This window comes from Flavobacterium amniphilum (assembly GCF_023634845.1).
Lineage (GTDB): Bacteria > Bacteroidota > Bacteroidia > Flavobacteriales > Flavobacteriaceae > Flavobacterium > Flavobacterium amniphilum.
In genome coordinates this window covers 1-6,480 of sequence record NZ_JAMLJL010000034.1, presented here as the reverse complement: position 1 = coordinate 6,480, position 6,480 = coordinate 1, and the positions used below count along the sequence as shown (strand labels likewise).

At 46.5% G+C, this 6,480-nt stretch carries 2 tRNA genes and 3 rRNA genes; all 5 read left to right on the top strand.

Features of this window, described 5'->3' with window-relative positions:
* Positions 1 to 1,427 precede the first annotated feature (1,427 nt).
* The 5 genes from NAT51_RS19415 to rrf all read left to right on the top strand — a co-directional run bounded on the left by NAT51_RS19415 (position 1,428) and on the right by rrf (position 6,477).
* Positions 1,428 to 2,943, top strand: a 16S ribosomal RNA gene (locus NAT51_RS19415).
* An 88-nt stretch (positions 2,944 to 3,031) separates the two neighbouring features.
* Positions 3,032 to 3,105 (top strand) — tRNA-Ile (locus NAT51_RS19410).
* A gap of 83 nt (positions 3,106 to 3,188) precedes the next feature.
* A tRNA-Ala gene (locus tag NAT51_RS19405) sits at positions 3,189 to 3,262 on the top strand.
* Between the two features lie 111 nt (positions 3,263 to 3,373).
* Positions 3,374 to 6,250, top strand: a 23S ribosomal RNA gene (locus NAT51_RS19400).
* A 117-nt stretch (positions 6,251 to 6,367) separates the two neighbouring features.
* A 5S ribosomal RNA gene (rrf, locus tag NAT51_RS19395) occupies positions 6,368 to 6,477 on the top strand.
* Together the 16S, 23S and 5S rRNA genes with 2 tRNA genes alongside form the textbook arrangement of a ribosomal RNA operon.
* Positions 6,478 to 6,480: the final 3 nt, after the last annotated feature.

The following is a 6,480-nucleotide window of genomic DNA, read 5'->3' as shown; positions in this document are numbered from 1 at the left end:
TCTAAGTAGTCTAAGTAGTCTAAGTAGTCTAAGTAGTCTAAATAATGGCGTGCCCCTCCGGGTCGGGCTCTTTGCTATATCTTTTATTCCGCTGCGCTGCATAAAAGGATGCCGCTTCACCCGCTCACGCGGGCGTACATCTCCAAAAGATAGTATACCTTATATATAGGAGTAAAGTCTTTATTTGTTAGCAACCCTTTCAGTGGCGGTTGCTGAGCTTGTCGAAGTATCAAACCCTGACAGCGGTTAATTAGTAACTAGTGATTAGTAACTAGTGATTAGTAACTAGTGATTAGTAACTAGTGATTAGTGAGAGTACTTAGTCCATAGTACTTAGTGACTAGAGGCTTACCATAGTAGTTCTCAGGCTCCGGCAAGTATATTCATTGAGTAATATTTCAATTTTTCCCTGTATATGTTTAGTCTTGCTTTCGTAACAAGCGCACACGTTACTGCTATGTGTGCACTCGTTACTGCTATGTGTGCACTTGTTACTGCTATGTGTACACTCGTTACTGCTATGTGTGCACTTGTTACTGCTATGTGTACACTCGTTACTGCTAAGTGTGCACTTGTTACTGCTATGTGTACACTCGTTACTGCTAAGTGTACACTCGTTACTGCTAAGTGTACACTCGTTACTGCCAAGTGTGCACTCGTTACTGCTAAGTGTACACTCGTTACTGCCAAGTGTGCACTCGTTACTGCTAAGTGTACACTCGTTACTGCTATGTGTGCACTTCCTTCCGCAACGGGTGTGCTTGCTTTCTCAGTCTATACTTATATATAGTAAAGGAGAGAAGGTATGCTTATACAATATATATAAGAGTAGGAGAGAGCTGTTTTAGACCATGCTTGCATTCTTCTGGAAAAACTTTCCTGTCTAACTTACTGAGGCTCAGTTGAAGTGTAAAAAAGGGGTAAAAAAGATTAAGAAAAGGTTAGGAAAAGTGAAAATAAGTGGTACTTTTGCACCCGCATTGAACAACAAGTGAGATGTGAAACAAGCAGAGTTCTTTAACATAATGTTCTTAAAAAGTCTAAGTGATTGGGTTTGAAACGAAAGTAAAAAACTTAAAAAATAATCGCGAAAAGATTTGGAAAGAAGAAAATAAAGATGTTATCTTTGCACCCCGCAACGGGGAGGTTCTTAAGTAATATTGACGACAAAACGGGATGAAAATTTTCTCAAAAAAAAGTTTCAAAAAGTTTTGCAAATAAGAAAAAGATTTCTACCTTTGCACCCGCCAAAACGACGAAAGGAGTTTAGCGAAAAGAAAAGAAGAATACGTTCATAGACATATTGAATTGACAGCCGCTTTAAATAGAGATATTTGAAGCAAATAAAATGAGAGTAAGAAGAATCGGAAGATTCGAATAACCTAGCAACTTTGTCTAAAAATATAAGCGTAAGCTTAAACAATTATACGATGAAGAGTTTGATCCTGGCTCAGGATGAACGCTAGCGGCAGGCTTAACACATGCAAGTCGAGGGGTAGAGTTAGCTTGCTAACTTGAGACCGGCGCACGGGTGCGTAACGCGTATGCAATCTACCTTGTACAGGGGGATAGCCCAGAGAAATTTGGATTAATACCCCATAGTGTAACGAAAAGGCATCTTTTTGTTACTAAAGTTCCAACGGTACAAGATGAGCATGCGTCCCATTAGCTAGTTGGTGTGGTAACGGCATACCAAGGCAACGATGGGTAGGGGTCCTGAGAGGGAGATCCCCCACACTGGTACTGAGACACGGACCAGACTCCTACGGGAGGCAGCAGTGAGGAATATTGGTCAATGGGCGCAAGCCTGAACCAGCCATGCCGCGTGCAGGATGACGGTCCTATGGATTGTAAACTGCTTTTGTACAGGAAGAAACACTCCCTCGTGAGGGAGCTTGACGGTACTGTAAGAATAAGGATCGGCTAACTCCGTGCCAGCAGCCGCGGTAATACGGAGGATCCAAGCGTTATCCGGAATCATTGGGTTTAAAGGGTCCGTAGGCGGTTTTATAAGTCAGTGGTGAAATCTGGTCGCTCAACGATCAAACGGCCATTGATACTGTAGAACTTGAATTACTTGGAAGTAACTAGAATATGTAGTGTAGCGGTGAAATGCTTAGAGATTACATGGAATACCAATTGCGAAGGCAGGTTACTACAAGTTGATTGACGCTGATGGACGAAAGCGTGGGGAGCGAACAGGATTAGATACCCTGGTAGTCCACGCCGTAAACGATGGATACTAGCTGTTTGGAGCAATCTGAGTGGCTAAGCGAAAGTGATAAGTATCCCACCTGGGGAGTACGCTCGCAAGAGTGAAACTCAAAGGAATTGACGGGGGCCCGCACAAGCGGAGGAGCATGTGGTTTAATTCGATGATACGCGAGGAACCTTACCAAGGCTTAAATGGGAAACGACAGGTTTAGAAATAGATCTTTCTTCGGACGTTTTTCAAGGTGCTGCATGGTTGTCGTCAGCTCGTGCCGTGAGGTGTCAGGTTAAGTCCTATAACGAGCGCAACCCCTGTTGTTAGTTGCCAGCGAGTCATGTCGGGAACTCTAGCAAGACTGCCAGTGCAAACTGTGAGGAAGGTGGGGATGACGTCAAATCATCACGGCCCTTACGCCTTGGGCTACACACGTGCTACAATGGACGGTACAGAGAGCAGCCACTACGCAAGTAGGAGCGAATCTACAAAACCGTTCTCAGTTCGGATCGGAGTCTGCAACTCGACTCCGTGAAGCTGGATTCGCTAGTAATCGCAGATCAGCCATGCTGCGGTGAATACGTTCCCGGGCCTTGTACACACCGCCCGTCAAGCCATGGAAGCTGGGGGTACCTGAAGTCGGTGACCGCAAGGAGCTGCCTAGGGTAAAACTGGTAACTAGGGCTAAGTCGTAACAAGGTAGCCGTACCGGAAGGTGCGGCTGGAACACCTCCTTTCTAGAGACGATAAAAAGGTGTTAGGGATGATGATTGTGATTTTTTTTACTCTTGCTGTTAATTCAAAGAAATAAGGCTTAAAATACAGAGTCTCGTAGCTCAGCTGGTTAGAGTACTACACTGATAATGTAGGGGTCGGCAGTTCGAGTCTGCCCGGGACTACTTTTTTAAAGCTTGAAGGAAATTCTAGGGGTTGAGGGGTTGTGTAGTGCATAACTCATACCTAATAACTCATCACTAAGATTGGGGGATTAGCTCAGCTGGCTAGAGCGCCTGCCTTGCACGCAGGAGGTCATCGGTTCGACTCCGATATTCTCCACGATTCTGTGTAAACAGATAAAAGTTCATTGACATATTGAGATAAAAATACATTTAAAAAGTAGAAAGAACAAGGTTTTGCTTGAATGATCAAGTAAAGCACAAAAGAATACAATAAGCAAAATAAGGGCGTATGGGGGATGCCTAGGCTCTCAGAGGCGATGAAGGACGTGATAAGCTGCGAAAAGCTGCGGGGATTGGCACATACGAATTGATCCGCAGATATCCGAATGGGGCAACCCACTATGTTGAAGACATAGTACCCGATAGGGGGCGAACCCGCTGAACTGAAACATCTAAGTAGGCGGAGGAGAAGAAAACAAAAGTGATTCCGTAAGTAGTGGCGAGCGAACGCGGATTAGCCCAAACCAGAGTTGTTACGGCAATTGTGGGGTTGTAGGACCACGACATTTCTTGCGGATTGAATTAGAATTACCTGGAAAGGTAAACCGAAGAGGGTGATAGTCCCGTATAAGTAAGAGAAGATAAGGATAGTGGTATCCTGAGTAGGGCGGGGCACGTGAAACCCTGTCTGAATTTGGCGGGACCATCCGCTAAGGCTAAATACTCCTGAGAGACCGATAGTGAACCAGTACTGTGAAGGAAAGGTGAAAAGAACCGTGAATAACGGAGTGCAATAGATCCTGAAACCATACGCTTACAAGCGGTCGGAGCCCTTTAGTGGGGTGACGGCGTGCCTTTTGCATAATGAGCCTACGAGTTAACGTTGCTGGCAAGGTTAAGTGGTTAAGCCACGGATCCGTAGCGAAAGCGAGTCTGAATAGGGCGCTTTAGTCAGTAATGTTAGACGCGAAACCGTGTGATCTACCCATGGGCAGGATGAAGCTGTGGTAACACATAGTGGAGGTCCGAACCGGTTGACGTTGAAAAGTCTTCGGATGACCTGTGGGTAGGGGTGAAAGGCCAATCAAACTCGGAAATAGCTCGTACTCCCCGAAATGCATTTAGGTGCAGCGCTGGATATAAGTTATATAGAGGTAGAGCTACTGATTGGATGCGGGGGCTTCACCGCCTACCAATTCCTGACAAACTCCGAATGCTATATAATGTTTACCAGCAGTGAGGGCTTGGGTGCTAAGGTCCAAGTCCGAGAGGGAAAGAACCCAGACCATCAGCTAAGGTCCCCAAATGTATGCTAAGTTGAAAAAACGCGGTTTGTCTGCATCGACAGCTAGGATGTTGGCTTGGAAGCAGCCATTCATTTAAAGAGTGCGTAACAGCTCACTAGTCGAGCGGACGAGCATGGATAATAATCGGGCATAAGCATACTACCGAAGCTATGGATTTGTACTATGTACAAGTGGTAGGGGAGCATTCTAACAGGGCAGAAGGTGTGTCGTGAGGCATGCTGGACCGGTTAGAAAAGAAAATGTAGGCATAAGTAACGATAATGCGGGCGAGAAACCCGCACACCGAAAAACTAAGGTTTCCGCAGCTATGCTAATCAGCTGCGGGTTAGTCGGGTCCTAAGGCGCACCCGAAAGGGGAAGTCGATGGCCAACGGGTTAATATTCCCGTACTACTTATAATTGTGATGGAGTGACGCAGTGATGAAAGTACCGCGAACTGACGGAATAGTTCGTTAAAGTACCTAACTATAGGCCTGGTAGGCAAATCCGCCAGGACTGGTGAAATACGATAGTACTCGGATTCTTCGGATGATGGGATAGTGTACCTAAGGGCTGCCAAGAAAAACTTCTAAACTTAGATTATAAGTACCCGTACCGTAAACCGACACAGGTAGTTGAGGAGAGAATCCTAAGGTGCTCGAGAGATTCATGGCTAAGGAATTAGGCAAAATAGACCTGTAACTTCGGGAGAAAGGTCGCCAGCGCAAGCTGGCCGCAGTGAAGAGGTCCAGGCGACTGTTTATCAAAAACACAGGGCTCTGCAAAATCGTAAGATGAAGTATAGGGCCTGACACCTGCCCGGTGCTGGAAGGTTAAGAGGAGATGTTATCTTCGGAGAAGCATTGAATTGAAGCCCCAGTAAACGGCGGCCGTAACTATAACGGTCCTAAGGTAGCGAAATTCCTTGTCGGGTAAGTTCCGACCTGCACGAATGGTGTAACGATCTGGACGCTGTCTCAGCCATGAGCTCGGTGAAATTGTAGTATCGGTGAAGATGCCGATTACCCGCAGTGGGACGAAAAGACCCTGTGCACCTTTACTATAGCTTAGTATTGACCTTGGATAAGTGATGTGTAGGATAGGTGGGAGACTGTGAAATGGCGTCGCCAGGCGTTGTGGAGTCATTGTTGAAATACCACCCTTTGCTTATCTGAGGCCTAACCCCATACTGTGGGGGACATTGCTTGGTGGGTAGTTTGACTGGGGTGGTCGCCTCCAAAAGAGTAACGGAGGCTTCTAAAGGTTCCCTCAGCACGCTTGGTAACCGTGCGTAGAGTGCAATGGCATAAGGGAGCTTGACTGAGAGACATACAGGTCGATCAGGTACGAAAGTAGAGCATAGTGATCCGGTGGTTCCGCATGGAAGGGCCATCGCTCAAAGGATAAAAGGTACGCCGGGGATAACAGGCTGATCTCCCCCAAGAGCTCATATCGACGGGGGGGTTTGGCACCTCGATGTCGGCTCGTCACATCCTGGGGCTGGAGAAGGTCCCAAGGGTTGGGCTGTTCGCCCATTAAAGTGGCACGCGAGCTGGGTTCAGAACGTCGTGAGACAGTTCGGTCTCTATCTACTGTGGGCGTTAGAAATTTGAGTGGATCTGATTCTAGTACGAGAGGACCGAATTGGACTAACCTCTGGTGTATCTGTTGTTCCGCCAGGAGCACCGCAGAGTAGCTACGTTGGGAAGGGATAAGCGCTGAAAGCATATAAGCGCGAAACCCACCACAAGATGAGATTTCTTTTAAGGGTCGTGGAAGATGACCACGTTGATAGGCTATAGATGTAAAGGCAGTAATGTCATAGTCGAGTAGTACTAATAACCCGTAAGCTTATTGTAGCTTCCCCCTCTACGGAGGGGGAGCAGGTTCTTTTCAAATAAAACAATGAATATTTATCTCAATGTGTTAAGATATTGTGTATGGTTATCCGCAAGGATACCCCTGCAAGAAGACCTTAAGGTGGTTATTGCGGCGGGGCTCACCTCTTCCCATTTCGAACAGAGAAGTTAAGCCCGCCTGCGCAGATGGTACTGCAATCCTGTGGGAGAGTATGTCGCCGCCTTTCTTT